A 26,514-nucleotide genomic window follows, 5' to 3' on the forward strand; every position below is an offset into this window, starting at 1 on the left:
CTTCTTTCTTTTCAGAGCGTGTATTCTTCTCTGGGGGAGTCCATTTTTGCCGCGTCCTCGTGGCAAGATGGAGCGACCGGTCTGCTTGACCGCAGCACCCCGGCGGCCTAATCTGACAAGCCTTCTTCCAGTTGCCATAGGACTTGCCATGACCCGTTTCGCCGTGCCGATCTCTGAACAGATCTGGGACATGAAGTACCGGCTGAAAGAGGCTGATGGAACGCCTGTCGACCAGACGGTCGAGGATAGCTGGCGTCGCATTGCCCGCGCGCTCGCCTCTGTCGAGGAAGACGCCGATCTGTGGCAGGATCGGTTCTACGGCGCGCTGGAGGACTTCCAGTTTCTGCCAGCGGGCCGGATCACGGCGGGGGCAGGCACCGGGCGGGCGGTGACGCTGTTCAACTGTTTCGTGATGGGCACCGTACCCGACAGCATGGGTGGCATCTTCGAGATGCTGAGAGAGGCCGCGCTGACCATGCAGCAGGGCGGTGGCATCGGCTATGATTTCTCGACCATCCGGCCGCGCGGGGCAGATGTGAAAGGCGTGGCCGCCGATGCGTCTGGTCCGCTGTCGTTCATGGATGTCTGGGATGCGATGTGCCGTACGATCATGTCGGCGGGATCACGCCGTGGCGCGATGATGGCGACAATGCGCTGCGACCACCCCGATGTTGAGGATTTTATCAGCGCCAAGTCTGACAGCGCGCGCCTGCGGATGTTCAACCTGTCGGTGCTGGTCACGGATGCCTTCATGGACGCGGTGAAATCCGACGGCAGTTGGGACCTGCAATTCGACGGCAAGATCTATCACACCGTCAAGGCGCGCGATCTGTGGAACCGGATCATGCGCGCAACTTATGACTACGCAGAGCCGGGCGTAATCTTCATCGACCGGATCAATCAGGCCAACAACCTCAGCTATGTCGAAACCATCGCCGCCACGAATCCCTGCGGCGAACAGCCCCTTCCGCCATATGGGGCCTGCCTGCTTGGGTCGGTCAACCTTGCCCGTCTGGTCGATCGCCCGTTCGAGACAGGCGCACAGATCGACGAGGCCGCGCTGTCCAGACTGGTGGCCGTGGCGATCCGGATGATGGACAACACCGTGGATGCCAGCCGCTTTCCGTTGGAGCAACAGCGCCAGGAGGCGATGAACAAGCGCCGCATCGGCCTGGGGGTCACCGGGCTGGCAGACGCGCTGCTGATGTGCGGCATTCGCTACGGATCGGACGCAGCGGCACAGCAGACAGAGCGCTGGCTGCATGCCATCGCCCGCGCGGCCTATCTGGCAAGCGTCGAACTGGCGAAGGAAAAGGGCGCTTTCCCGCTGTTCGATGCGGAAAAATACCTGGCCTCCGGCACCATGCAGCAGATGGACGAAGACGTCCGTGCCGCCATCGCCGAACACGGCATCCGCAACGCATTGCTGACCTCCATCGCGCCCACCGGTACGATCTCGCTTTACGCGGGCAACGTGTCTTCGGGGATCGAGCCGGTCTTCGCCTATGCCTATACGCGCAAGGTGCTGCAAAAGGACGGCTCGCGCACCGAGGAAGAGGTCGTCGATTACGCCGTGCAAATGTGGCGCGACAAGTTCGGCGATGCAGATCTGCCTGATTATTTCGTCAACGCTCAGACGCTTGCACCGCTGGATCACGTCAAGATGCAGGCAGCAGCCCAGAAATGGGTGGACAGCTCGATCTCCAAGACGATCAACTGCCCCGTGGACATCTCGTTCGAGGCGTTCAAGGACGTCTATATGGAGGCCTTCGAGTCCGGCTGCAAAGGCTGCACCACCTACCGCCCGAACGATGTGACGGGGAGTGTGTTGAGTGTGTCGGAGGAGACAAAAGAACTGCCTGATCTCGCTACTACCGGAGACCGATTAGTATGGGCTATGGCGCAAAAGAACATCAAAAATGCGTCCGAACTGTCTCGCCTCAGCAGCGTTTCTAAGAGTTACCTGAGCGAAGGCATGTCGGGCGTAAAACAGTTGGGCCGCGATACCGCAACCAAACTCGCCACTGTGCTGGATGTAAGCGCAGGCTGGCTTCTTTTCGGAGATGCGAACCCGGGCCCTGAAATCCTCGCCACCACCGACGCCGAACCGCAAACCCCGCATGGCGACGTGATCTACATGTCCGAACCGCTCGACCGGCCCCAGACGCTCGAAGGTGCCACCTACAAGCTGAAATGGCCCGATAGCGAGCACGCCATCTATCTGACAATCAACGATCTTATCGTCGGCGGGCGCAGGCGCCCGTTCGAGGTTTTCATCAACTCCAAGAACATGGAGCATTTCGCCTGGACCGTGGCCCTGACCCGCATGATCTCGGCCGTGTTCCGGCGCGGCGGCGACGTGTCCTTCGTCGTCGAAGAATTGAAAGCCGTCTTCGACCCGCGCGGCGGCGCATGGGTGAAGGGCAAATACATCCCCTCCATCCTGGCGGCCATCGGCGGCGTGATAGAACAACACCTCATCGCCATCGGCTTTCTTGAAGGCGAGGGCATGGGCCTGAAGTCCGACCCCAAAGCCCAGGTCGTCGGCCTCGACACCCCCAAAGGCCCCGCCTGCCCATCCTGCGGCCAGTACACAATGATCATGGCCGAAGGCTGCCTGACCTGCTCATCCTGCGGACACAGCAAATGTTCTGGTTGATGCTTTAGGCAGAGTATTGTCGCCACTATCAATTAGTGGCCACCGGCGGGCTTGAAACGTCCATTCCGCAAGCGAAAAAGGTCAATCGGGCAAAGGAGCCCGATTTTCCGCTATTTCTGCCATTTTCGCGCAGGAAAGCGCTTTCGGCTCTGTCCTGAAGGATATGGGCATCGAAAACGGGCGACCAAAACGGTTTTCGAATTTTTTGGGCTTATCGGTGGCCGATAGAGCTCTTGGGCTCGGGCGCGGCTCTGGTTCCGTTCCGAGTAGACCAGTTCGCCAGGAAAGAATACGGCGTCCGTTTCTAAGACTTGCCGGGAATTCGATGCGCAATGTCGGTAGGTATCGGCCCAAGAAAAGATAGGAACGCAAAAAGGGCGGCTTGCGCCGCCCTTTTTCAAGGTTCCGATGAATTTCCTACTGTGATCGCCAGCGCCGCACCGCATTCTCGATGCGCGCGTAGGCCTGGATCGCCTCGTGCTTCGAATGGTGACCGTCGCAGAATTGATGGCCGTAAGTGTCTGCGCCCGTGTCTTCGATCGTGTAGCCGAGCGCGAGAAACGCCTCGTGCGCCGCTTCGGTCAGCCGCGCGGGGTGTGTCGGCGAAGTGATGACAGTCACGCCGGCGATCTCCCGGCCGATCTGGGTGTAGTGCCGGTCCACCCAGACGTGGACGCGAGATAGGCTGTGCTTCTCGATGAGCCACAGCGTCACGTCGCAGATGTCCTGCTCCATCCCGAACTGATCGGGATGGACGCTCAGGCGGCGCCGGCGCGCCAGCTGAAGCACGCAGCGTGCCCCGGTCTCAGTCGGCATGTCGGAACCGCCCGAGAAGCTCGCTGACGCGCGCGCCATGCCACCGGGTCATGTCGGAAGCTGGCAGGCCCCTCTCATGCCCGATCCTGTCGAGCGACGTCGGTGCCTGGTCGGCCAGGATACGACGGATATCGCGCAGCGCGGCCTCGACGGCATCGGCATCCGGGATAGGCTGCCCGAAGGCGCCATGCAGGTCACAGAGCGCCGCGAACCCGCTCGGATCATCGAGAGCGTCGAGCAGGTCGCAGAGGCTCGCACCGTGGTGGCGGAGGTGTCGCTCGACCGTGTAGGCCGCGCCAAGACGCGCCTCGGCGGCGCCGAGGGTGGTGGTGTTGAGCATGTTGATCTCCCTTCATTCAGTGGCGGAAACGGTGCGGGGTGCCTGATTCATCGGCGTCATGTTCCGTCGCGTGGGAGAAATCGGGCGTTGGCTGGGGCCTTTCGGTCGGTGTCAAAAGCTGGTCTTGGGTGCTGGTGACGAGAACATTGGTCGTTCTTTTGGATGACGAAGAAGAAATCTGCCCAATGCTTGAGATTTCTTTGGCGGCCGCCAACGATGTCCCGAGGCGGTTGACGGCCGGGTATCGGACCTTGCGTTGGTCCGAGGTCAGGACGTCGGCCATGCAAACCCTGCATGGCCGAAGCCACTCTTCAGGCCGCGTCCTCAGCCAGGAGGGCGAGCGCCAGGGCGTCCCGATCGTCATCCATTTCTCCCATCTCGACCAGGAGATCGTAGAGCCGGTCAGTGAGCTGGCAGAGCTCTTCCACTTCGGGACTGGCAGGGTCGAGGAGCATCCAAGACGACAGGTCAGGCTCGAACGCGTCGATGACGGGGTCGAGCGACAGAAGCCGATGCAGATCGACGAGCCTACGTCGCGTCGCCCGCTCGAGGCGCGGCGCTTCGCGCAAGCGGGACATGAGGCGCAGAACGCGGGCCGTTCCGGCCTCGTCGTCGATAAGCCCGGCGGCGTTGCACAGCGCGGCTCCGTGCTTGTCGAAAAACTCGCGGACGGCGGTGAGTTGCGGGTCTGCGGACAGGGTCTTCGTTGGGAGCTTGCGCAGCATGTAGGGCCTCCTGATTGTTGCGCGTCTGCCGGTCGTGGCAGCATCAAGCCTGTCCGCGGTCTTTGCTTCGGTTGACCTTCCTTGTTCCTGCTTGGGGCTGAATGGCCGTTGCTTCGCGTCTCTCGATTTGGAGATTGGCCAGCCGCCCGCGGCACGAAGAAAAAACTTCCGCTCTGTTCGAGACCGAAGCCGATTTCCTCTGACCAGAGCCGTTGCTCGGCCCCGTGACACCGATCGAATACTCTGGAATAGAAGCGTGGTGTGCCCATCTGAAGGACGCTGTCCTCGTCTCCATCGGACGGCTCGTTGGGAGTAGGCTGGAAACCTGCGAACCGTGAGAGCGATGCCAGATCCAACTTTTTTGATTTCTGACCACGGAAGTGTTTTGGTCCGGATCTTGTCGTTCCATTTCTTCCCTATGACGGACGGGCATGAGGATGCCGCCGAGGACTGCACGGTCGAGAAAAGAGAGAGGAGGCAACACCAGTTCCAGAACGACTGGACGCTCGCGAGAAACCGTTGCGCATCACCGAAAACGCAGCGCGCTGTGGGGATCTGATCACTCCCCGGTGGTGATGGCATCCGCGAGAGCGGAAGCGACGACGTGCATCCGTGGCGAAGTTCCATTTCGTCTGTCAGAGAGGGCCGTCCCGGGCGGTCTTCGAAGTCCCGGCCACCGACGGGAGACGACCACGAGCGCGGTGGCGCTCGTTTTCATGAACAGAGGAAACGCATCAAGGCTGAAAACGGAAGACGGAAATTTCAATAAGAGGACTACGCGGATGGCGCCCCCGGGGCGTGACGATCCGGGATCGGCGGCGCGCACATTGCCGCGACCGGCGCTTGCCTACGGTCTCCGTCAGCCCGCTGGCGGGCGGAGGGAGACCGTGTGCTATCTCGGGACTAACTCATGAACGCGACCGGCCCATTGCGGCCACTCGTCAGCAACTTCGATTGCTGCGGTGCAGCCTGCGCGAACAGCCATTCGCTGCAAGTGCGAGGTCGAACCGACTGCGAACCTGTTGTTGGTGGCATCGACCTCCGCCGCCGTTACTACATGGCCCGTCGCTCAATCAGCCCACATCTGTCCTATTTCGTTGCGTTGCGGTTTCGGATCGTGGATAATCACGTAGTTGTGTATTGGTGCCTCAAGTGAAGGTTGGAGAAGCATTTTTGTCTTTTGTAGAAAACCAACGCGCGGCTCAGCAGCAATTTTCGATGCTCCATCAGAAGAAAGATCAGGTGATCCTGATTCATTACTCGTGCGAGAGCTTTTATGACTCTGAAGACGGGCGCACACCCAGAATAACATCGATTGCATGTCGCAATTTTGGGAATGGGCAAACACGTTCTTTCTCAATCCACCAAGTTTCGGAACTGCCCAAGTTTGCGGGTAAGGATGCATGGGATATCTATGACGATATAGAGAAAGAGCTCTTGGATCAGTTCTTTGATTATGTTCGAGCACACGTTGCTCATGCGTTTTGGGTCCACTGGAATATGCGGGACATAAACTATGGCTTTCAGGCGATTGAACACCGCTACGAAGTCTTGGGAGGTGCGCCGGTAGAGGTTCCCGATGAGAAGAAATTCGATCTGGCGCGCATGTTTGTTGCGAGATACGGCAAGCGCTACGCTGGGCATCCTCGCCTCGAAAGTATTATGAAGATCAACAAGATAACCGATAAGGACTTTTTGTCAGGCAAAGACGAGGCTTACGCCTTCAAGGATCGAAAGTTTCTTGCGCTGCATCAGAGCACACTAAGGAAAGCCGACGTAATTTCGAGTCTGCTTGAAGCAGAAATCGGCGGAAATCTAAAAACGAAAGCGAAATGGTGGGATGTTCACGGCGGGTCCGTAAGATTTGTATGGGAGAAGTATATTTGGACTCCCGCCGGGCAAGTCGTTTCCGCGCTGGCAATCATTCTCGCGCTAACCGAGTGGTTTTATCCAGATGCTAAGCACGACTTCGCGGCATGGGTGAAAGGCTTCGTAAAGACGACCGATTGACCTGTGCACTAACGCCATTCTTGCCAGGCGCCGCCAAATCGCACTCACCGTCCTGACTGCTGGACGGGTAGCGACCGGCCCAATCCGGACCTTCGCCCGGATCGTCTAAGCTGCACCGCAGCTTCCCGAAAGCGGACGCCGCTGCCGCGAGAGCGGGTTGAAACCGCACGTTTGTGCTAACCAAGCTGCTCCAAACTGAATTGTAGTAAGCTCGGCAAGGCCAGCCCTGTTTAAGGTTGTGCACAAATCCGAAATAAGGAACGCTCAGATCAGTTCATGTTCAATACGAGGGCACCAAATTGAATTCGCATGAAGAAGTGGCGAGTATTGTCATCGTCATTGAAAACATACAGCCGGTTCCGGCCCTTGCGTTGAGCGAGCTTTTAGCTGCTCTCGCAAGAGACTACCGCAAACAAAACCGCGCCAGAACACTTGTAGTCGAGCGTGTCGAAGATGGTTCAATCTGGATCACCCTTCTGGATATGGCTCAAGCGGCACTACCTTACGCCAAGGGCGCAGTCGAAACTGCTAAAGGGAGCAAAGCAATCATTGATTTTGGCAAGAGCCTTATCGGATTGTTAAAGGCAAAAAAGAATCATCCAGCTTCAGCCGAACAACTCCAATCAAAAGCCCCAGAGCGATCCATTGAGAAGCTGGTTAAGCTTGCGGTAGATGCAAATTGCAACGTGCGGCTCCGGCAGGTCGAGGCCGACGGGAGTTGCCTTGAAGTTGAAGTCACACGTTCGGAAGCGGTGGCAATCCAAGAGAGCGAGCACTACGCGAAGGAGGCGAGGAAGCTCAGCCATCCGATCATTGCTCATGAAAGAGACCTGGACGCAAAACGTGCCGCAGAAATCGCGGACGAATTCGAACGGCTGCAGATATCGGAAGAGTCGACGGTCAATGACGCGCTACAAATCATCCTCGGTGTAATCAAACGATCCGGCGACGTCGAGTTGCTCAGGTCTCTCGCCGTGGAGTTAGAGAGACGCGGTTACAAAGAATTAGCGGCAAAAATCAGAGAAAACTGATACATTGGCTGTTATAGAACGGCCCTCAGCGCTCATTGCTGAACAAGTTCAGCTCTGCGGTGCAGCTTCCTGATCGAACGTGCCTGCCTCAACCATCACAACCTCGTCCTCGGCCATCCATCCTTTGGAAATTAGAAACTCTTGGATCGTGTCAGGGGACTCGGAATAGAGGACAAGAGCGAGACTATCTTCTGCGCGCGTGCAGGTGACATAGAGAAGGCGGCGGGTGCGCTCGATCGTAGTTTCTTCGCCCTGATCCGCCTTTTTCCGAGAGGCTGCGGACAAGGGCTTCACGTCAAACAGCGTCTCATAGGAAGCAAGGCCCTTAAAGCGTGTGCGGGCGTCATCAGCGATAACCATGACACGGGGGAATTCCAGCCCCTTGACCCCTTGATGGGTGCCATATGGGCTTCGGTCTTCGACGTAGGCGAGGTAGCGCGCAACTTGGGAAAACGGGGCCTCAAGGGCCTGCGTCCAGGCCTCGGTAAAGTTGTTTTCGGTGGGTGGTATGGCCTCGGACGTGTCCAGGTCCAGCTCGTCGATATTGTCGGCCAAGTCCTGGGCAACGGAACCGTAATCAGGCAAACAGTGCCGAAGCTGGCCGGGGATCGGGAACAGCCGGTGCTCGGCCACTACCTTTAACACTTCGGCACAGCACGGATCCCGTCCGTCCTCAAATAGCGTCATAAGGGCTTCGACGCCCGTTCGCGCCTGATCGAGACCTGTGGCTTGGCCCCCACGGTCCGACCGGATTATTCTCTTATCTACTAACGGTGAACCGTCGCGCAGCACCGCCATCGCGGTAAAGGCATCCCCACTCATGTGAGCCTCCACCAATGGCAAGATCCGATGTGTGAAAAGCCGCATCGCGGGCAGGGTTCCATTGCGAAACCCGTCCTTGAGGTTGCCGGCTTTGCTCAGGGGCTCAAACAGGTCGCTGAAACCAAGACGCGCAGCGGCCATGTGACGCTCGATCGTAAGGGTTTTGATCGTCTCCGGGTCCTGCCACGCGGGGTCTCCGGTGATACGCGCCATCTCCGCCTGGGCATAGGCTTCGAAGGCTGCGCGATCCGTACCCTCGCTCGGTGCAAGAAAGACGCGCACGGTGCCACCCGGTTTGTCTTCACGTGCCCGCTGCTGACGGCTATCATCTTCGCGCCGGATCGCATTAGCCAGATCAATGATGCGCGCACGGCTGCGGTGATTCATCTGTTTCGCCGGTTGCTCGAAATCCCCGACGCGTTTGTCGAGATCGCGCAAACCATCGCTGTAAATGCGCTGCATCGTGTCCCCGAGCAACCCTAAGGCGATGCGGCCGCGATGGCGCGCCTCGAAGGTCAAAAGCGCCTCCATCAATGGTTTCATCGTGTCTTGGCTCTCGTCGATCAGGATGAACGGGTAGCGCGCCAGAACGATGTTTTGGAACGTCTCGCTTTCAGTCAGGAAATGTGCGGCGAGCGCAATAACCTCGGCATGTTGCAGCGCGTCGCGACCGAAATTGTCCCCCTCTGGCGCGTAGCTGAAGGCTCGGATCTCAGCCAAGCGCCCCAGCCGTTTTGTCTTGGAAGCCATCTTCTTGAGGCGTTCGTCATGGGCGGCGGTGCCTGCCTTTCCCTTCGCCTGGGCAACCTCGATCTCGGCAATCTCAGTTTTCAAATTTCTCTCAAGCCAGCCTCTAATATCTGCTGGTCGCCCCTCGATGAGCGACCAAGCGAAGCTGTGGATGGTCTGCACCTGAAACACTGGATCGGCCTTGACGCGGCGCGTGATTTCATCTGCGGCGGCGTTGGTATAGGTAATCACGGCGATCTTGCGGCTGTGTTTGCGCAAGGTGGTCAGGGTCTGAGTGTCCAACCCCTCCAGTGCGTCCTTGAGAGAGCGAGTCTTGCCTGATCCCGCCCCAGCATAGAGAAAGAAGCTACGCGGCTGATCGAGGGACAGACACGCGCGGATCGTCGCATCAGCGCCAGCGTCGCGGGTGTCGTCGCTTACGTCCGTCATATCGCACCTACTCCGCCCTTCAGCTTGCCCGCGAGCCAAGTCAAGCCGCTATCGATATAGGGCGGCGCCCGAAGCGCTTTAATGTCCTTGATATACAGGAGGTCGAGCGCGAAGGCGGCCTTCTCTGGTTTATTAGCCAACCGCTCAAAGAGCGCCGTGGCGAGGTCCTCAGGCGTGGACACGGCATCGATGTATTCGCCAAAATCACGGGTCATGAGGCAGGCCAGATCCGTTTTAGCGGCGTCTTTCACGGCTTCCGGGTTGGTCAGGACGAGAGCATCCTCGAACGTGCTGGGCGTGATGGTTTGAGTCTCCTCGCCCAGCGTCACCACTTGCGGTGTCTGAAAGGAGACGGCGATGGTCTGGGTGGCATCGGTATGGCAGAGTGTATTTGGCGGCGCGACCATCAGCTTGTCGACCTCTGCCATCTCGGGGAGCCAGGTTTTCAGAGCGTGGTTCGTGGTTTCCTGAGCTGCCCCCGAGCGCGGCCGGGCCGACTCCCAGACATTCCTTTCGCCATTCTTGACCACTTTCTTGACCTTCGTAGCGGCATCGAGATCGGTGATTATCAGCGTCGGCAACTCCAGCGCCTCGATCAGAGGCCGCATCCGATGCGCGTGACTGCCGCCCAGCTCCAAGAAGGAAAGATAGGCCGCTGCCAAGTCGGGGTAGTGATGCCGGATCAGAAGCGGCAGCAGGATCCGCTCTGCGGCACCCTCGATAACGATGATCGCGTCGGCGAAGAATAGATCAAAATGTGTGCTCAACAGATAGCGCGTCACGAAGCGATGAGTTTCTGTGTCCGCGCCGAAGAGCCCTGTCATATTTGCCACAGTGGTTGTGGGAACAACTCCGGGACTTGGCAGGTCGCGCTTGAAATAACGCAACTCCTCAAAAGCGGCGGCGTGCGCGATATGGCCCGAATGCGTGCTCACGACCAGCTGCGTGGTGAAAGCCGAGTCCTCTTTCTCCAGATCCTCATGGTTGCGTAGCACTTTGTGGGCCTTGGCCATGAAGACTTGCTGCACCTGAACATGCAGGTGAGCCTCTGGCTCTTCGACCAGCACCAGTTGCAAGGGTTCGATGCCCTTGTCCTCCGGGGTGACCACCTGTGATTTGAATTTACCTACCTGCATCCAGTCATCCCGGAAGCGCATGAGCTGAAACACCATGGATATCAGGTTCTGGAAGCCCAGGCCGTTATAGCTTTCGGGCAGGTTTATCCCGGATGTGTTGCCCGAAATATCATATTGCACAGCCGCCGGGTGATTCAGTCCGTCAACGGGCTTGATCTGCGTAGCTATAAGCAGTTTCGGATTGTTGAGGCCGCCGGGATAGCCGAGTTCTTCCAGTTCCTTAATTGCATTGGCGAAGCCATCCTTGAGGCGGTCATTAAAGGTGGCCTCGGCATCATGAATCGCCATGAGCGCTTTGACGTCGTTCAACGTGGGATTCGTTTCAGGGTCAATATGTTTCCGGAAATAGGTCTGTATCTGGCTTGCCATCTTGCGACTGTCAGTATGGACGAGTTCACCATCATCATGGTTTCCGTCACCGGCATCGGCGAACCCACGCTGAGCGTTGATCTCACGAATGTGGATTAAGCCGGCAAAGGGGTTGGCGCCGATCCCCTCTGACAGTGCCGGCAGGGGCGGCGGAACTACCTCTCCGGACGTTGCAAAGTTATCAGGGTCCAAAAGATGAGCGTTCAGTTGGAACAGATCTTTCAGGTGCTTGTCCAAGAATTCCCGAAAATCGCGCGGCCAAAGCGCAAATCCATTGTCCAAAGTGCCACCCGGCTTTAGCTCCTCGGTGGCTTGGCGAGCGGCGAGGTAGCCCGCTTTGATATCGACCCCCTTTTTGGGTTCAAGGCGCAGGCGAACACCGAGATATCCGCCGGTCCAAGTCAATGTGGGGATCAAATGCGCGACATGATGGAGTTCTGAATTTTCCGCATGCATCCAGACGTCGAGGAACGGGAGTTTATCTAAAAGAGGGTTGAGATCCGCCTCGGTTTCCTGCGTCCAGGCGCTCGCGACCTGCTCGATGTCGATCCAGTTTGATGCTGTAACATCACGCGTGTCGATGCCGCCGCGATCCTTGAGGAATTTGCGCAACGCCTTCATGGCAGATGTCTTGCCGCTGTTGTTGGCCCCAACGAGCAGAGTCTGCTTGCCCGACATGTCCAGACGGGCCCGCCGCAATTTGCGAAAGTTAAATACTTCAATACGTTCTATTTTCATAATATCGGTGCCCCACTCGCAGGAAATGCTCCGCTTGCGTATGTGTATATGCTTGTCCTGCGGGTGTGTAGCCGTAGTCAACCGCGAAGAGACCGACAGTCTTCGCAAGTCTGGCTATTCGCTTGGCGCGAACGGGAGGGCGGTGGACACCGCATAATGTGTCGCACGTCTTGCCGGGCTTGAAGGGCAACCCCTGACGCCTTGGCGCCCAACGTCTGGTCAATCCCCGTCTTCCGCAGTGCCGCGCTCTTGGATGCCAACCGTCTCTAAAGCGTTTGCAGCGAATGACTGCTTCCCGCCCTACAGACCAGGTCGACCACCTCCGCAAGCAGGGCATTTGCGTTGAAAAATGTCGGATCCGTTGGCTCCGTAGCGATAGCCGCAGTTGCGGCATTGAAGCAGGTAAACGACCTGGTTGTGATCGTTCCCGGGAAGACCTTTGCCGTGCAGAACCTCCTGCCAGTTTCTGTTCACATATCCGGGCTTCGTGGTCTTCCCGGCATCATGGCCAACGGCCCTTCGGCGAGCTGATTCCTGCTGTGGCGGCCAGCTTGCGCCCAAGATCCAGCCTTCGACGGCGGCATATCCAGCGATTGCTTCCGGCTGGGGCGGTAGAAGAGCTGCACTGAGCATTCCTGTCAGGTCGGCGTCCTGCAGCCAACGTGCAATGGAGTAGGCGTCGTGCTGATCCTGGGTTCGGTTTTCGCGCGGGTAGTGGGCGCTCCAGAGCCGTGGGTAAGCCTCGACGATCACTGATTTGCCCGCGGCGGGCTCCCATTTGTCGAAGGGCCAGAAATGCAGTCCCGGGTGTGCCGCCCGGATCCGCCTCAGCCACGGGATTCCGGCATGTGTAGATTTCGCGACAGACCCTTGGACGTCGAAGTGAAACACCGATTTCGCCGAGCCGGTTGCCTCTTCCGTCAGTCGGCGCCATGCCCGCTGGCCACTGCGTGCGGCACCGTTTCCGACACTCCCGTCCCTGATGAAATCTACATAGGTGTGCGGGGCATCCGTGGGCCAATGAGTGCAGAAATCCTCCAAGAAGACATCCCAGTCCGGTACGAGGCCATGCCTTTCGAAATAGCGCATGGGGAAAGAAAAGCCGTGATCGATGCCGACGATGGTTGGGATGCCGGGGTCGAGCTCCGCGATCAGCCACTCGGCCAAGCCTCGGCGTGTCCAGTATTTCCTTGCGCTGGGTGGAGGCTGGATCTCGACCGGTGTCGCTTCGTCTTGGGTTTCATAAACCCTGAGGCCTTTCAGGCTGGATTCAGCCGTCTGAGCCCCTGAATAGTCGATGCCGATCGTCCGGCGAAACATGCGACTTTCGCCTGTCATTCGAAGCTCGCCCGAAAACTTGTGGCTGTCAGCGAGACATGTGCGTCCAGCGGGGGCCGCAACTCGAACGCCTTGGGATCCCGAGCGAAGTCATGGAGGCGGAAGAGATGCCAATGGTCGCGCCTTTCCTCCGCCACCTCCAACTCGTTGCGCGAGATATGGAAGGGCGTGCGTTCCCATCCGTTGGTTGTCTTAACCTCGATCAGACGATCCTGCCCGTCCGGCGTGAAGCTGGTGATGTCGTAGCCCAGACCGTCGCCGTCCTCCTTCGACACCCATCGGACGCGCCGGGCGAGGTCATCTCGGCCATGCGAGTTCAAGGTCGCACGCTCATGGTGAAACACACGCTCTTCGCCGGCGTAGCCCAGGACGCGGTTGCGCTCATCGCGTCCCGCGGCGTCGAAGCGGCGGGCGATACGCTGCATCTGTTCCAGCTCGTCCGGCGGCGGTGCATTCCTGAGGGTGGGGGCTACGCCGACAAAAATCGGTGAGGGTTCGGCCATCTGGCGCTGCTCCCTCCGATGTAGCGCGATCTCCCACTCCGGGTGTTGCGCCAGCCAGCGGGCTGCCGCCTCGGCGAGCGCCATCTGGAAGTTGAACCGGGGCGCATAACCCTGGATGATTGGCAACCCGAGGCCGCGCATGGCGGCGGAGACGTTGCACATCTTGAACTCGATGGAGCCCCGACTGCGGTCGATTTGGTCCTGCAAGGCGCGGTTCTGCGCTGCCTTGTTGTAGCGCCGACCCGATAGCTCGTCGCTGAGCATCGAGAAATACGCTGCCACCACAGCGTCGTTTTCGAAATTGGACCAATCGCCTGTCTCCATACGAGCACGGTAGTAGGTGGCGAAAGCCTTGTCATTCCGAAAGGTCAGCTGTTTGGGCGCGCGCCCTCAGTCCTGCATCTGCCAGCAATTTCGACCCAGATCATCCGCCGAAGTCCCTCTAATTGCCCTGACCCCTTCCAAGGCCAAAATCCCTGAGCTGCGAAAAGTCGGGCCTGCCATCGCGAGTTAGCATGTTCTCGATGAAGGGCCCGCTCGACCCCGGGATGGCCGGATGACCTGCGAACGTCGTGCCCTTGTTGACCTCGATCTGGTGGAATTCCCACAAAAGGAGGCTGTAGTCATGTAGCCAACTGATCGCCATGAAGAGCCATTCGGATTCTTCGGGGGTAACATCTTTCAAGGAATCGAGCGGCAATACGCGCCGCATCTGATCAACGAACTCCTCGTCCGTGATCTCGCTGCCGTCTTTCACGATGCGTGCGAACTCGAGCAGATCGATCTGGTGCTTCGGTGCCATCCGTAGGTCCTTTCCGGGCAAGAGTAGGAGACCCACCGCTTTGCGCGAGTCCAGGCACGGTTGCAAGCCCCGGCCCGGCGCCTATGCCTGGTGCACAGACTCACTGTTTCCGAGGCGGGGCTCGACGTGGACCCAACCCAACAGCAGAAGTGCCGTTGAGTATGGCCAACCATTCTCCGGCGGTCTCGGCCACGCATCGCTCCACGCGACTAATCAAGATACCCTGGAGCCGTTCGCGGGGGGCGGAAAGTGTCGGGCTTCACTGACCACGGATAAAGCATAGGCACTGTGAACGACCGGCAGTGGCCCTGATAGGGTCAACCCGCACAACAAGTCTGCAGTCATCATCGATCGGCAAGGCCTACTGATTCCCCGCGATCCGAATCGTAGTAGGTCGACGGTCGGGGTTTCGAACCATCGACCTAATGCCTGTTTCTGAAGGCGCGTGGCAAGAATGCCACGCCGGGTTCCCAGGGTTGGAGCCGTTTTGAAGGCAGCTTCAGGCTGACAGGAAAAAGTTGGGCCGAGGCCGTTCGCGACCGCCAACAGTCGACGCTATGAAAGCTGTTTTTTATCAGGCCACTACAGGATGCGGGGTGAGTGCTTGGGTTCATTTTTCTTTGGGCGAAAACGATTCCGACAAACTTTTTTTGGCCAAAATCGGCGGTTGTCGGAAGGTCCGCGATGGGTAGTTTCTCGGCTTCAAGCGAAGGCTGAACGGTAGATCACACCGACCGGGACGCAAAATTTTCTTCGTGAAACAGGCTGACAGCCAACCTTTCGATCAGCAACGCCGGAAACTGGCGAGCGGTCGAGAGGGCAGAGGCAAGAGGAGAAGAAACACCCCCGTCCCCGGCACAGGGTAGACCACAAGACACCGCAGGATGATCCAATGTGACGCCTGCACTTGGAGCCACCGGAACACACCGGGCTCCGTGAAGGAAACCAGAAATCAGTATCGCAGCCTTTGGGCAGCGTCGGAGTGCATTCCGGCGAACGATACTCTCATGCCGAAAGGAACAAGAGCATGATGAAGATGCCGGATGGCGGGATCACGATGCCGGAGCGCGTGCAACTTGCGCGGAAAACGGCTGTCGGCGCCCGCGAACACCAAAGCGGACAGGTCACGATGGACCCCGATGAGGGGTATACCATGGGCTACGACAGCAACACCGAGATGAAGTGGAAGCTTGTCCTTCTCGCCCGCCCGGGTGTGGCCTGGATCGAAAGCCAGGTAAAATTCCAGTGGCTCGATACCGACGGGAAGAAGGGCGAGCACTTCTTCGACTTCCGCGTTCTGATGGCCGACGGCCAACGCGTGGCGATCATGGTGAAGTCGGAATATCGCCGCAACCAGCCCAAGGTTCAGGACGAACTCGCCGAAATCGCGGCTCGGGTTCCTCGGAGTTTCGCAGACCAGGTCGTCGTTATGACCGAACGCGATATAGACCCCGTCGAATACTTCAATGCCGAGATGATGCACGAGATGCGTCGCCCCGATCCTGATGCAGACGCCGGCGCACGGCGGCTCCTTGGCGAGATCGTCGGGGCTGTCCGGATCCAGGATCTGGTCGATGCCATCGGCCTGGGCCCGCGCGGCTTCCGCGCCGTGGTTCGCCTGCTCCGCTCTCACGAACTCGAACTCACACTCAACGTGCGCATCACGCACGAAGCATATGTCCGCCGGAGTATGTCCAAATGATCGCCGTCAAACCCAGCCCCGTTCAGCCCAACTTCTCCTTCTCGAAATACGATGGCATCACCATCGGGGGGCAGCCTTTCCGCTATTTCGAGACCCGCGAAGAAGGTCACATGTTCTTCAAGGTGACCGGCGAGGGCGTGCCTCAGGTCATGACCAATGCCGAGATCAGCCGCTACCTCACGGTCGGAAATTTCAAGTGTATCCCGAACGAACACCAGCCCGAGCATCTGCGTGTGCGTGCTCTGCCGGATGGGGAGTTGCTCTCCCTCAGGGACACAAAGGCTCACAAGAAAGCGGCCATGCGTCTGGCAGTGGTCCGCGCGTTTCGTGAGTTCCTGGACGACGAGACCAAAAATATCACCCGGACCGCGACATCGATCAGGCCGTATCTGCGGGCTATCAGGTTTCGCGCAGGCGAGATTCTCGAAGAAGGCGAGCCCAACGGGAAAGATGACACTTTCGCCGTGCCGAAACAGCTCGGCTCGAAGACCGTGCTCGACTGGGAGCGCAAGGAGCGGCGGTTCGGGCTAACGGGTCTCTACGACCGGATTTCCGAGCGCGGCAACCGCGACCGTCGTATGACGGCTGACGAACTCATGATCATGGGCAGGGTCGTGGGCAAGTATCTCGACGATCAGCGCCCGTCGCAGGAGATCATCTTCGGTGAAGTCAAAACCGCTTTCCTCGATGAGAACGATCGGCGCCGGGCCGAGGGCAAACCGGAAATCGTCTGTCCGTCCCGTGAGACGGTGCGGCAGGCGATCCGGAAGCTCAATCCCTTCGATATCACCCTGACAAGGAAGGGCCGCGAGGCAGCAAACCGTCAGTTCGCCCCTGTCGGGATGGGGCTGGATATCACGCGCCCGATGCAGCGTGTCGAATTCGACGAGTGGGAGGCCGACGCCATCACCCTGATGGCCGAAGGCGGGCTGTTCCATCACCTGACGAACGAGGAAAAGAAGGCTCTCGGGCTGGACAAGAAGAAGGCGCGGTGGTGGATCACCGTTGCCATCTGCTGTGCAACGCGCTGCATCGTCGGTTTGGTCGTCTCCAGGCAGCCCAACTCACAGAGCGCGCTTCGAGTCATCGAGATGATGATGCGCGACAAGGGTGTGTGGGGAGATGCATGCGGTGCTCTCACGCCCTGGAACCAGTTCGGCTGGCCGTCGGTCATCGTGACCGACTGCGCGAGCTACAACATCTCGAGCCTTGTCCAGGCACGCGTGTCTGATCTCGGCATCACACTGCAGTATTGCGCTGCCGCAAACCCGGAAGCCAAAGGCACGATCGAGCGCGTGTTCGGCACTTTCGCAACCCAGCTCATGCCCCGGCTGAGCGGGCGGACCTTCAGCAACATCGTCGAGCGCGGCGATTACGACTCGGTGAAACGTGCCGCCCTGAACCCGGAGGAGTTCTGCTCGGTCCTGGTCCGCTACATCGTGGACATTTACCATCGCACCCCGCACAGCGGGCTGAATGGGGAAACTCCGCTGGACTGCTGGAACCGGCTGGTCGAGAAATACGGCGTCCAGCCGCCGCCTGACCTCGGCCGTCGGCGCCTGATTTTCGGCCATGAGCGGGAACGCACCGTGACCCGGCAGGGGATCACCATCCTGGGGATCCGGTATCACTCGGAGGTCCTGGCACGGTTCATGACCAGGGCGCAGGAGCGCAAAGTCGCGATCCGGTGGTATCCCGAGGACATCGGCGCCATCTGGGCCGAGCTGAATGGGCGCTGGTTCGAGATCCCCGCCGTGTTCGATCGGTATCAGGGTGTCTCCGCCCAGGAGTGGGTGGATGCCGCGGCCGAAATCCGGGCCCAGAACGCGCGCAATGCCGAGGTCAACTTCGCGGTCGTCCGCCAGGCGCTCGACTTCATCAAGGAAACCAACAGCGCTGCCATGACCCGTGTCGGGCTCATCGTGGAAGACTGGTCCGAGAAGCGCATCGACTACGAGGAAGACCGCCTGTTCATCGGGTTCAATACCTCGGAGACGGAGCCTGAGAACCCCTATGAGGGGGACCGCAGTGAATGGGGAACGCGCCTTCCCACGGCCGATTCAACTCCCTCGGATGGCGCGGCCGATGAAAATCAATGCAGTGCGGAAGATTCTGCTTCCGGCAATTTCGGCCCGATCCAATTTCCCGATCATCAGCCTGGCGATGGTGCCGATGCGGCTGATGACGGCGACGACTGGACCCTGGAGGACGAATGACCATGAGTGCATCAGATCTTAACATCAACGCGAAACTCGCAGCCGTGGATCGGCTGCGAGACAAGTATCTCGCGACCCCGCGGGACGTTCAGTTCCGGAGCTACCTGGACCGGCTGCTGCAGCGCGATGAGCGAGGCAAACTGCTTCCGAAGGCCCGTCTCTTCAACAAGGCGGGTGATGCACGCGGCATCGCGGTCGTGGAGCCCGCCGGCGGAGGCAAGACCTCGCTGGTCCTTCATGGCCTCAAGACCCATCCGGCCCTGCAACCGCGCGATGCGGCGCATCAGCCTTGGGTCGGGGTCCGGGTCCCGAGCCCGCCCACTGCCAAGAGCCTCGGGCTCGAGATTCTCAAGGCCAGTGGGTATCCGGCGGTCTCGCGGCGGTCCGTGACCGAATACGACATCACGCAAAAGGTGCGTGATCATTTCAAACTGCGGGGCACGGCTGTCCTGTGGATCGACGAGGCGCATGATCTATTCGGTGCTGGGAGCAAGCATAAGGTCGACGTTTCACTGAAGATTATCCGTAACCTGATGCAGGGGGAGGATGCGGTTAGTGTCGTGCTGAGTGGCATCGAAAGCCTCTGGCAGATCGCGTCCTGCGATGCCCAGGTTACACGTCGTTACTGGCGGCTGCCGCTTGCCGACGTCTCGCCGCACTCGGATCGCAAGGCGCTGACCAAGGTCATCGCCGGTTTCTCCGATGCAGCCGGTATGCGGCCGCCCACGGACGAGGATCTGGTGGACCGGCTTGTTCACGCGAGCCGCAACCGTTTCGGTCGTTGCATCGAGAACATCCTCGCGGCACTCGAGGCGGCGGCCATGGACGATGCCGATGAGTTGACGATCAACCACTTCGCCGAGAGCTGGGGCATGCAGGAAGGCTGCGGCATGGGTCAGAACGTCTTTCTTGCCCGTCACTGGGCCAAGATCGATCTGGGTGAGGCGCAGCTGAACTGGGAGGGCGCGCGTTGATGCTTGCCCCCCACATCCCCTTCGACCCGCAGGAGAGTCCCCTGTCTTACGCGGCGCGTCTCGCCGGGGTTCACGCAAATGACCGCCTGGTTCCATTTCTTCGGGATATTGAAATTGAGCCTGAGGATATGGCTGCCAACAAAGAGGCGGCACTCGGCCGTCTGGCCGAGCTTTCTGACGTCCCGCTTGGGGACTTGCGCGCCAATGCTCCGGTCCCGCTCGGGGAGCGGACCTACGATCTTCGCGGTGAGCTGGTCACCGCAGAGTTCCTGGCCAATCCCTACACCGTCTTCTGTCCGGCATGCTTGGCAGAGGATGATCGGACGGGCGGGCGTCGCGGTCGCTGGGAATGGGCGCTGTCGGTCGTGCGGACGTGCTCGCGCCATGGCATTCCGCTGCTGCGTCAGGCCAAGGGCCCCTGGGATGACGTATTCCATGAACTCGAACACATCGTGCCCGAGCGCGGCGAAGACCTTCAGGCCTTGATCGACGAGGCCGAGCCGCGCGCGTCCTCGCCGCATCAGGAATACGTCATCCGCCGTCTCAATGGGGATGCTGGTCCCCAATGGTTGGATGCGCAGTCGCTGGAGCAGGCAGTCCGGGCGACGGAGCTTCTGGGCGTTCTGGTCGAACACGGGCCGGATCAGCTCTTGCCGGAGCTGACACCGGATGACTGGGATCACGCCGGTCGCATCGGCTTCGGCTTTACGGTCCGCGGCGAGGAAGGGATCCGGGAGGCGTTGGTGGCGCAAGTCCGGAAGTTCGATGAAACGACCGGCACCCCGGGGCCGCGAAAAATCTTCGGGCGTTTCTATGAAGCTTTGGCCTACTCCAAGTCCCTCAAGGACCCCGGAGATATCGCGCGCATCCTTCGCGAGATCATCACAGAGAACATTGCCATGCCCGCCGGGACCAAGGTGCTGGGTGTCAAACTTTCCGAGCGCCGCCTGCACACGGTCTCGTCACTGGCGACGGAGCAAGGCCTCGACACTCGGACCCTGCGCGACGTGCTGGTCGCTGCGGGTCTGATCCTGAAGAAGGCGCCCGCCCACTACCCGATCCCGGTGCAAAAAGGGCGTGAGGTAGCCAGTCGCGTGAAACGGATCGTGCATGTCAGTTCACTGCCCGACGCGTTGGTTTGTGCGCGGCCCCTGGTTGATCAGCTTTTTGCTGATCGGATGCTCACTCCCATCTACTACGGGAGGCCGGGAACGAAGGGTCGGACCCAGAAAGCCGTGGATCGCAATGAGATTGCCATGCTGGTTGGCAAACTACACGCGAAAGCGGTCGAATTGGGTGTCGAAACCGACGGGCTGGTGGCGGTCTCGAAAGCCGCGGAGAAGGCCAAGCTGCCGGCCATCACCGTGCTGCACATGATCCTCGGCGGCTTCCTCGAGCGCGTCTTTCGCCTCGCTGGTTACGACGGGATCGCCGGGCTCCGCGTGGACCCTGAGGAGGTCAAGCGGCATCGGACGACCTGCGCGAAGGGGTTGTCTGTCATGGAATCGTTCGCGTCCTTGAAGATCTCCAAGGATATCCTTTGGCGATTGGTGGACCGGAGCGCTGAAGAGGTGAGCCTTGCCGTCAATTGGATCGTCTGCCCGGAAGAAGATCATCGGATCCCGCGGTTCGACCCGGTAGTCGTGTCCGACTTCAAAGCACGGTTTATCCATCCTGCACGGCTTGCCGAGCAGCATGGCCTTCAAGTCGGCAAGGTGGTTAGTCGGTTGAAACAGCGAGGAGTCCGACCTGCGCTGACGAAAGCTGAAGTCGGTGAAGACTTCTACCGGGTCCGCGATCTGAAGGCAGATCTGTTCGCTTAACATAAGGGGCCTTACCGGCCCGTTGTCGCGTCGATTGTTGAAGGCCGCCCGCAGGGGCGGTCTTTTTTTGGGCTTGTGCTGGCCACGAATAATCGGCCGCTGCGGCCCTCGAAAATTGGCCTCTTATGCTTGTCGAAAATGGACGTCATAAGCTTGGAGAATGGACAAGTCTGTGGCCGAAATCTGATATGGGTGTAATAAAATCAGTAACTTAGGGTTTGGCGATGGCCAGGTAATGCTTGCCGCGACAAGTATCGGGACGGGCGTAGTTATGCCAAAACCGCTGTTTTGGTTTGCCATGAAGCGGGGTAAGGTTTGCCACGTGGCATTAACGTCCTGAATTAGAACGGTTTTGGCCGAATGAAATATTTCGGCCAAAATTCGCGGAATGACCCCGGACTGCGGCGCTGAGGTCATGATCTGTTAAAAATATCGCAGAGTCCATCGCTTCCAGTCGGTAAAAAATGGGCCGGTGCCTCAGTGCGGCCGGTGCGATCAAGCACGAGGTGGGGTATTACCTGCCGGACGATCTGAAGACTGTCCCGCAGGCGAAAGGCATGCTGTTTCAGGTGTCGGATCTGAACCCGGCTCAGAAGAAGCGGTTTTACAATCGCTTTGTTCAGATCATGGCGATTGACGACATGGTGTCAGAAGGCCTCATCCTTCCAAATGCGGTAGATATCGAGGCATCGGAGAAAGAGATTGAAACCCGGGCGGCGGCTTATTTGAAACAAGAGGCCACTGAGCGCGACCTGTTGAATCACGCCTTGGAGCTTCAACAGTTGCCGAAATCGGTTGCGAAATCAGTGCGTAAAGGTCGTGGCGGCGGCAACAAGGACAGCATTGTCCTCTACTCAGCGGATTATCTTCGCAAACTCTATAAAAAATATCAAAAACAGGGGCTTTCTGCTTTGGCTGACACTCTGTCTAAGTGTGGAAATCCGAACAGCGGGTTTCGCCCGGCAGAGCAATACCTGCTGATGTCGACAATCCGTACCAGCTACCTGACGCTGGAGCGCAAAACACTGAAGACGACTGTTATTGATGTCCAACGGGCATTTCGCAAGGAAAATAAACGCCTTGAGGAAGAGGGAGGCGGCTTGCCTCTTCGTGTTCCGGGACGCGACGCTATCCGCACCGCAATCAAGAAACTGGATCCCTTGCGTGTGATGATTGCTCGATATGGCCGGGAGTATGCGATCAAGCAGCTCCGTCCTGTCGGAACAGGTCTGGAGGTTTCGCGCCCCGGTGAACGCGTCGAAATGGATGAATGGTGCATTGACCTTCAGTCGATCATCCATTCTGCCAATCTGAAGGAATTCTTCGGTGCCGAACTTCTGGATCTGATCGGGCTTGATGGAGATACAGCGCGCTGGTGGCTTGTTCTGGCGATCGATTGCCGGACCAAAGTCATCCTCGGGATGAAGCTGACGCGGAACCCTTGCACCAGTGCGGCACAAGAATGCCTGCGCATGATTGTGAGTGATAAGGGCGAATGGGCGGATGCGTCGGAGGCCCTCACACCATGGTCGATGGCCGTGAAACCCGAGTTGCTGGTCACGGACAACGGGCCGGCTTTCAAGTCGGAAGTGTTCACCAATTGTTGCCTTGATCTGCGCATTCAGACGTTGCGGACCCATGCGGGGGTTCCGGGTATGCGCGGCAACGGTGAGCGGATTTTCGGCACTGTCAGCACTGATTTGATGCCGCGGCTGGTGGGGCGCACCTTCTCCAATTCTATCGAGCGCGGGGACTACAAGTCGCAGGACAGGGCCTGCCTGGACGCCGAGGACGTGGCTTTCATCCTGGTGCGTTGGGTCGTCGATATCTACCACAACTCGCCGCACCGTGGTCTTGGTGGCCGCACTCCACTGGAGCAATGGGACGCTGATATGGAAGATGGAAACTACCCGCTGAGTGGGTTGCCGGATGTCGCCTCAAAACGTCTTGCCTTCGGCAAACGCCTCGAGCGCAAAGTCTCGCAGGAGGGTATCGTCGTGATGGGTGTCAAGTATCAGAGCCCCGAGCTCGGGATGTATTTCATGGGGCCAGAGCCGAAGACGGTTGACGTCCGCTGGGATCCTGAAAACCTTGGCGCTATCAGCGTTTATCTGGAGGGTGCATGGCACGTCGTGCCGTCCGTGTATGACCGGTTTGACGGGATGCATTTCCATGATTGGATGAAAGTCCGCCGAGCGCTCCGTGCAAAGTCGGCGTCGCGTAAGGTGTGGAACCAGGAAATCGTATTCAATGCAATCGAACAGATTGAAGGCCTGGTCAAAGACCGTTCCATGGCGTTCGGGATCATCGATATGACAATCAGCGACGAACAGTTCAAGAAGATCGAAGGGGATTTTTTCTCGTCCTTCCGGATGGATGACACGCCGCGCCTAAAGGCCGATGGCAAGGGCTTGGGCCGCGTGATCACGCCGCGCGCTCCGGATCCTGACATCGCACCGACAGGATCCAAGACTCCTGTGAAAGCCACTGTGGTCAAGCCATCCCATGATGTGCAGCCACGCGAAGAGGCCGCCGATACAGCCCATACGCCCAACAAAGCTCGGGCCACGGCGCCGAAGTTCGGTTTGCCGCCCAAGCGCGAGAGTTGATACCAGTTGGTACCTCTTGCTGCGTCTGCTCTTCCACACAGCGCAAGCCCTCACTGTCCAGGCAGTGGGGGCTTTTTTATACGCTCATCGCGGAAATCTCTGTTTGGCTGTGGTCTGTTGCCGGAGCTTTGGTGGGTGATCTGCTGGCTGAAGCTATTGATCGAAGCTGGCCTTGGAGGTCTTCTGTTTCGAGGCCCAGAGGGTGTAAATGGCTATTTCCTGCTCGCCGCCAACGCCCAAAAACTTCGGAAGTTGGCGAGGATCGTTCCTGCGCCGTATCAAATACGCGAGGTCTGCAGGAAGAGGCGTTCGCGCGGTGGTCAACGCCAAACTTTCCGCGACAGATAACAGTTGTTTTTCCAAATAGTCGGTCCCAATGGCGCGGTTACTATTGGCACCACACTGATTTCAGCTGTAATGCACTGCGTTCTGATCCAGCCATTGGAGACGTCGGTCGAATTCAATGTCAGGATCAGCTTTGATAAGGCGCTCGAGGATTTCCGGCACTCCTGATAGGTTGCCAGTATGTCCTGGGCCAAAAAGACACCATAATAGGCCGAGTGTTTCGTGCGGAAACTCTTCAGGGGTATTGGATTTTTGGATCGGGTACACACCTCGGTTTTTCTCAAGGCGCATTAGATATGGCTTCAACTGATCGTATGCCTCCGGAAATGCTGTTCCAGAATTCACCGCAAGCTTCGTGAAATTGCGCGTCAGACCGCTCACTCTCAGTGCGCGTTCCTGGGGCCAAACCTTTGCGAGAAGGGGCCCAATCGCGGTTTGCCAAGCCTGAGCTGGTCCACCGTCGATTTGCTCGACCCATTGCGCCAAGACATCTGAAGCACCCTCTCTCAGGCTTGATGAACCGCTCCGAAGAATATCGGTAACATCGTCCAAGGAAAGCCCCCAGTCTTCGGGCGATGCTTCGCCCCGGATTATAGAAATTGCTGGGGAAAGTAATATCGCTGCGGCAGAAATTGCATCAGATCTATTGCCGTCCAGCTCTTTCAAACCCAGCTTGATAGCGTCTGGGAAAAGCTTCGAGGCCCTCGAAGATATTTGGCCTTGACTCACCAATACGGACCGAAGTCCGACTGCCTCCGGCGTTTGGCCGGACAGTGCTGTATTCAGCGTCTGGCTCGCCTCTTGACCCTCAATACTTGTCACGAAGCTAAGATGGCGGATCAGCGCAGCACGAGCCATGGTGCCTTGCCATCCCGTCGCTTTTGCGGCAACTGAAATCGATTCGATTAGCCACGGCGTCACATCAGCCCCGCTCTTTCTGACATTTTCGATATCAATCAGAGACGCTTCTGTGAGCCTACCACCTGGCGAATTTATTGCAGCATCATAGAAATCCACATCCTTGTTGTCGGGTTCCTTTTCAAACGCAACAGAAACCGCAAAGAGTCTTGACCACCAGCCTTCATGATTTGGCAGTTCGCTATGCGGTGCCCTTGTGTAAAGATCGGCAACTTGTCGAATGATTTTTGCCAAGAAATCGTCGGGCGCAGCTTCAAGAATATGAAACGTTGCAAATACCAATTCCTGGGTGGCGGGAAATAATTCTTTGTTTGGCGATGAGAGTGAATTGACGAAGTCACGCCAGAGAAGCGAGTTGGCGTCGTTGAGTGGTGCATTACTCAGAGTATCGAATGCTCCCTTGGGGTCGGCGTAGCAATAGGCGCGCCACCCCTCTCTCCTATCTATATCATTTCTGCTGAGTGATTTTTGTGCAATTTCAAGTCGTTGTTCGTCAGGCGCTTCAAGGATTGGCTGTGGGTCGCCGACAACGGATCGGACACCATAAGAATACGACCCAAAGTAGTCCTGATCTTCGACGTCACGATTAAGATATTCTCTACGCTCCAAAATTACAGCGAGCTCCTCACGACCGACATCCGATATGGCATTGGCCTGTTGCAACATGTTCAGCCGGAGCCAGACAGCGGTGTCACGTGCGTGCTCGCGCCAATCGACCTGCCCGTCGTCAAGATCAAAGCGCTCATAGTATTCAGGGGCCTCAGATAGAATACGGCCTTCAATTTTCGCAATCGCATCAGGGTTAGCATCACCTGAGCATTCTAACAGCACGAGCGGTATCTCGCGTCTCACACTCCAAAAAGCATCCAAGGAAAGGGCCGCCAAGCCTGCCATCGCTTCGTCGGGTGAGAAAAGCTTTGGTTCGCGAAGTGCGTGGAGCCAAAGTCGCTGTCCAAGCTTTCCCGGGAGCTGCTTCCAAGATTCCGCCAAGTTGCGAACCTGGTCTCGATCATCATCTACTGCCTTTGGAAGCAAGCGCGCGATAAGTTCAATAAGAAAAATGGGACCTTCACGATGCTCATTCTGACCGTGCGATTCTATCGACGGCACTGAAGCGCTCATGCTGTCATAGTCGCTATCGATGTCTTCAACATCAATTCCTTGCTGGATGATGGCACTCAAATTTTGTGTGGCCAGCGAAATCAGCATGGAAGGCTGAGTTAGGTCGACCAGCGCATCAATCAGTTCGGAAATATCACCTCTATCTGGTACTGAAAACTTCGTCCAAGCGAGGTCCGACAAACGTGATGGAATTTCTGGAACTTGCCCGCCAAAAATGTGGCTTCGGTTCGGTTCAATCCTAAGGAACGTCTGATCAACGGGTTCGGCTGCGCCGAGATTGTGGCTTGATGCTCTCGGAAGGTGTGAGACAGGTTGTTTGCGGCCGATCAAGCGGCTT

The 26,514-nt window shown here is 58.3% G+C and carries 18 protein-coding genes; 8 read left to right on the top strand and 10 right to left on the bottom strand.

Annotated features, from left to right (window positions below):
- Nucleotides 1–148: 148 nt before the first annotated feature.
- Entirely contained in the window at nt 149–2,659 is a 2,511-nt protein-coding gene (locus B8991_RS10925; protein ID WP_084353016.1) for an adenosylcobalamin-dependent ribonucleoside-diphosphate reductase, read from the top strand.
- A gap of 417 nt (nt 2,660–3,076) precedes the next feature.
- Here the strand turns inward: B8991_RS10925 and B8991_RS10930 are convergent, their stop codons facing one another.
- From B8991_RS10930 to B8991_RS10945, 4 genes are read right to left on the bottom strand one after another with little or no spacing between them, the layout of a single operon-like run.
- On the bottom strand, nt 3,077–3,475 hold the full coding sequence (locus B8991_RS10930) for a hypothetical protein (RefSeq protein ID WP_084353017.1): 399 nt from the start codon (nt 3,473–3,475) through the stop codon (nt 3,077–3,079).
- Nucleotides 3,465–3,815 carry a hypothetical protein gene (locus B8991_RS10935; RefSeq protein ID WP_084353018.1) on the bottom strand — a complete coding sequence of 117 codons (351 nt, stop codon included), beginning with the start codon at nt 3,813–3,815 and terminating at the stop codon, nt 3,465–3,467. The genes B8991_RS10930 and B8991_RS10935 overlap by 11 nt, the downstream gene beginning before the upstream one ends.
- Nucleotides 3,816–3,831: 16 nt before the next feature.
- Nucleotides 3,832–4,098: a hypothetical protein gene (locus tag B8991_RS10940; RefSeq protein WP_084353019.1), complete on the bottom strand. Its 267-nt coding sequence runs from the start codon at nt 4,096–4,098 to the stop codon at nt 3,832–3,834.
- 28 nt (nt 4,099–4,126) lie between these two features.
- Nucleotides 4,127–4,540 (bottom strand): hypothetical protein, encoded by a 414-nt coding sequence (locus tag B8991_RS10945; RefSeq protein WP_084353020.1) that lies wholly within the window; start codon nt 4,538–4,540, stop codon nt 4,127–4,129.
- Between the two features lie 1,152 nt (nt 4,541–5,692).
- Between B8991_RS10945 and B8991_RS10955 the strand changes: the two genes are divergently transcribed.
- Both B8991_RS10955 and B8991_RS10960 read left to right on the top strand, forming a co-directional pair.
- Nucleotides 5,693–6,550 (top strand): hypothetical protein, encoded by an 858-nt coding sequence (locus B8991_RS10955; RefSeq protein WP_218673211.1) that lies wholly within the window; start codon nt 5,693–5,695, stop codon nt 6,548–6,550.
- Between the two features lie 299 nt (nt 6,551–6,849).
- Nucleotides 6,850–7,581 carry a hypothetical protein gene (locus tag B8991_RS10960; protein WP_143514559.1) on the top strand — a complete coding sequence of 244 codons (732 nt, stop codon included), beginning with the start codon at nt 6,850–6,852 and terminating at the stop codon, nt 7,579–7,581.
- Between the two features lie 48 nt (nt 7,582–7,629).
- Here the strand turns inward: B8991_RS10960 and B8991_RS10965 are convergent, their stop codons facing one another.
- From B8991_RS10965 to B8991_RS10985, 5 genes are all read right to left on the bottom strand, one after another.
- Nucleotides 7,630–9,582 (bottom strand): UvrD-helicase domain-containing protein, encoded by a 1,953-nt coding sequence (locus tag B8991_RS10965; protein WP_084353023.1) that lies wholly within the window; start codon nt 9,580–9,582, stop codon nt 7,630–7,632.
- Nucleotides 9,579–11,825: an AAA family ATPase gene (locus tag B8991_RS10970; protein ID WP_084353024.1), complete on the bottom strand. Its 2,247-nt coding sequence runs from the start codon at nt 11,823–11,825 to the stop codon at nt 9,579–9,581. The genes B8991_RS10965 and B8991_RS10970 overlap by 4 nt, the downstream gene beginning before the upstream one ends.
- A 300-nt stretch (nt 11,826–12,125) precedes the next feature.
- Nucleotides 12,126–13,145: a hypothetical protein gene (locus tag B8991_RS10975; RefSeq protein ID WP_218673212.1), complete on the bottom strand. Its 1,020-nt coding sequence runs from the start codon at nt 13,143–13,145 to the stop codon at nt 12,126–12,128.
- A 14-nt stretch (nt 13,146–13,159) separates the two neighbouring features.
- On the bottom strand, nt 13,160–13,990 hold the full coding sequence (locus tag B8991_RS10980; protein ID WP_084353025.1) for a protein NO VEIN domain-containing protein: 831 nt from the start codon (nt 13,988–13,990) through the stop codon (nt 13,160–13,162).
- 118 nt (nt 13,991–14,108) lie between these two features.
- Nucleotides 14,109–14,468, bottom strand: coding sequence for a hypothetical protein (locus tag B8991_RS10985; protein ID WP_084353026.1), 360 nt, complete (start codon nt 14,466–14,468; stop codon nt 14,109–14,111).
- Between the two features lie 1,027 nt (nt 14,469–15,495).
- Between B8991_RS10985 and B8991_RS10990 the strand changes: the two genes are divergently transcribed.
- The 5 genes from B8991_RS10990 to B8991_RS11010 all read left to right on the top strand — a co-directional run bounded on the left by B8991_RS10990 (nt 15,496) and on the right by B8991_RS11010 (nt 23,792).
- Nucleotides 15,496–16,170, top strand: coding sequence for a hypothetical protein (locus tag B8991_RS10990; protein WP_084353027.1), 675 nt, complete (start codon nt 15,496–15,498; stop codon nt 16,168–16,170).
- Nucleotides 16,167–18,386: a Mu transposase C-terminal domain-containing protein gene (locus B8991_RS10995; protein WP_084353028.1), complete on the top strand. Its 2,220-nt coding sequence runs from the start codon at nt 16,167–16,169 to the stop codon at nt 18,384–18,386. Before B8991_RS10990 ends, B8991_RS10995 begins: the two co-directional genes overlap by 4 nt.
- Before the next feature lie 2 nt (nt 18,387–18,388).
- Complete coding sequence (locus tag B8991_RS11000) at nt 18,389–19,360, top strand: TniB family NTP-binding protein (RefSeq protein WP_179141469.1); 972 nt, start codon at nt 18,389–18,391, stop codon at nt 19,358–19,360.
- Nucleotides 19,360–21,183 carry a TniQ family protein gene (locus B8991_RS11005; RefSeq protein ID WP_084353030.1) on the top strand — a complete coding sequence of 608 codons (1,824 nt, stop codon included), beginning with the start codon at nt 19,360–19,362 and terminating at the stop codon, nt 21,181–21,183. Before B8991_RS11000 ends, B8991_RS11005 begins: the two co-directional genes overlap by 1 nt.
- Nucleotides 21,184–21,647: 464 nt before the next feature.
- Complete coding sequence (locus tag B8991_RS11010; RefSeq protein WP_084353031.1) at nt 21,648–23,792, top strand: Mu transposase C-terminal domain-containing protein; 2,145 nt, start codon at nt 21,648–21,650, stop codon at nt 23,790–23,792.
- 408 nt (nt 23,793–24,200) lie between these two features.
- Here B8991_RS11010 and B8991_RS11015 read toward each other — a convergent pair.
- Nucleotides 24,201–26,514: hypothetical protein (locus B8991_RS11015; RefSeq protein ID WP_218673213.1), on the bottom strand; the 2,314-nt coding region annotated here is incomplete at its 5' end.

Origin of the sequence: Primorskyibacter flagellatus, from assembly GCF_900176485.1 — a bacterium.
In the GTDB taxonomy this organism is placed as follows: domain Bacteria; phylum Pseudomonadota; class Alphaproteobacteria; order Rhodobacterales; family Rhodobacteraceae; genus Primorskyibacter; species Primorskyibacter flagellatus.